3 protein-coding genes are annotated in these 2276 nt (G+C 37.4%); all 3 read right to left on the minus strand.

Going from position 1 to position 2276, the window contains the following annotated elements:
* Positions 1–46 precede the first annotated feature (46 nt).
* Positions 47–577: a hypothetical protein gene (locus RRY75_RS13560; RefSeq protein WP_332528010.1), complete on the minus strand. Its 531-nt coding sequence runs from the start codon at positions 575–577 to the stop codon at positions 47–49.
* Positions 578–588: 11 nt separating this feature from the next.
* Positions 589–1590, minus strand: coding sequence for a ParA family protein (locus RRY75_RS13565; RefSeq protein ID WP_332528009.1), 1002 nt, complete (start codon positions 1588–1590; stop codon positions 589–591).
* 372 nt (positions 1591–1962) lie between these two features.
* Positions 1963–2148 carry a hypothetical protein gene (locus tag RRY75_RS13570; protein WP_332717265.1) on the minus strand — a complete coding sequence of 62 codons (186 nt, stop codon included), beginning with the start codon at positions 2146–2148 and terminating at the stop codon, positions 1963–1965.
* Between the last annotated feature and the right edge of the window lie 128 nt (positions 2149–2276).

A 2276-nucleotide genomic window follows, 5' to 3' on the forward strand; every position in this document is an offset into this window, starting at 1 on the left:
GTGTCATATACTCTGCCTCCACTCTTTGATCTTGTTTTATACTCACTTACCGCTTCCCTAAAAACTTTGCATTCATATCCTCCGTACGTGCTGCATTGTCAAAGTGCTTTTTGATGAGTTGCAAAATCTCTTGCTTAGTCTTCTTACCTTTTAAAGGCACTGTAGCCATCAAACTATACAAATACTTTAGGTCGTTTGCAGTCACCTTTCTCAGCCGCTGCTCCCTTACTGCATCTTCCAACGTCTTATCAAAAAGAGGCATGAGTTCTGCTTTATAAAAGCTTTCTACCCCTGCAGCATCTACAATCTGTCTAACCTTTTCACTGAGCTTCATCCCGTCTTTCTTCTCATTCCCACTGGCTGTAGGTATCCCACTTAACGCCATAGGCTGAGGTTGTGCCTGTGGTTGTGTTACATCTCTTTCCTCCAAAGCACTTTGTACTTCCTGTAAAGGATAAGTCAGTTTTTCCAAGATGTATGGTGCAAAAAAATGTTCACTACCACTCACACTTGCCATTTCTTTTAAGCACCCATACAGTTCATAAAGATCTTCTTTAATTTTTTTATTTTGCTCCATGCTCTCCCCACCTATATCATTTTCAAAAGTGCCTCTGCAATCTCTACATACTCTAGTGTCAAACACCCTTCTGACGTATTCTTTGGAATACTCTCCCCTCCTGAACGATTATCTCGATTACGGATATAATATTTAAAGATATGCTTCGTCTCAAAGTCATCTACCAGTACATTATAGCGATGTATCTTATTTTCCGACTCAGATACCAATGAATGTATGCCTTCCAAACGTCTTATGTTGTAATCCAGTTGTTCAATCTGACTCATGTTATTCCCCTTACCAGACCGCCCCTTATAAAGAGTCTCAAAGGCGCCTACAAATTGCGCTCGCTTTGTAAATAACTTATGCATTAAGATGCCCCCAACTTGCTGTTCCATACAATACTTCCCATAAGTCTTCTCTATCTCACAAATGTAGTCTGGAACACCCTTTGCACTAATCTCATCTATAATAGTCGGCACAATATAATAATCCGAAGCCAAAAAGACACTTTGAATCAATATATTGGTCGTGGGTGGACAGTCAAAAAAGACATAGTCAAAATGCCCCTCCAAGTCCTCTATAAAAAGTTTAATCAGACACACATTTAACTGCTTTCGTCCCATAGTCTCCACCAATTCGTTGATTCTAGCATTTTCAAAGCTAATACTTGATGGAATAAAAAAGAGATTATCCTTAAAACACCTATCTGTCAAAGGCATAATCAAACTTCTCGTAATAGGTTTAATCTCTCTCACTAACGTATCGGTCAATAATTCCAATTTAAACTGAGGATTTCCTTTAATGAACTCACGATACACCTCAAGTAAATAATTAAAGGTCTGTTCCACCTTAAAGTCACTCAAAATCTGATTGCCATTACTACTACAACAGATGTAACTCAGTGAGCATTGAGGATCCAAATCCACTAACAATACCCTCTTGCCCGCACTGGCAAACTGTCCAGCAATCTGAAATACACTGGTAGTCTTTCCAACGCCCCCTTTATAATTCCCCCAAAATACTGTTTTCACTTTTCCTTCTCCTCTCCATACGCATAACTCTAGCCTCGTACCTAGTTTATGTCTTGCAAAAAAGAAAAATGCTTAAAAAATAAGGAATGCAGCCGTTTCCTTGACTACATTCCCTCTTTATTTCTATTTCATAATAGAATCAATTTTTTTCTTTACATCATACATAATACGTTTACATTCATCAAAATCTTCTTTATCTCCCTCCTCCATAGTATTTTTCTATCTTTCATCACATTTTTACAAAATACACTATCTGTCTCGTAGAAGTTTTCTTCGCTTGCTATCAATAAATCTAGGTAATAGCTCTTCTATCTTCTTTTCTTATAGTATACACAAAAAGTCTTTCAAGTCGCAAGACTCTTTGATCTATATCTATAATTGATAATACAGTTCTTCTAGTCGTTCACTGCTCTCTTCCCCATATTTTGTATCACGTAGATACGTATCATAATGCTGGGCCAAAAACTTTCTTCCACTTCTATTAACCATGTTCTCATTAAGTGAAATAGATTCATCTATTCCAATTTCTAAGATTTCTAACCCTTCTTCACTGAGCAAATTGACTTACTTTATCTGCCGTCTTAGAGGTGACCTCTACTGTATCTACTACCTTTTGCCGATAATGGCTTGCATCCCCTATTACCTAGAGATTTAGGAATATACAAAAAGCTAGCTACGATTTTCCT

This window comes from Niameybacter sp. (assembly GCF_036655075.1).
Classification (GTDB): Bacteria; Bacillota; Clostridia; order Lachnospirales; family Cellulosilyticaceae; genus Holtiella.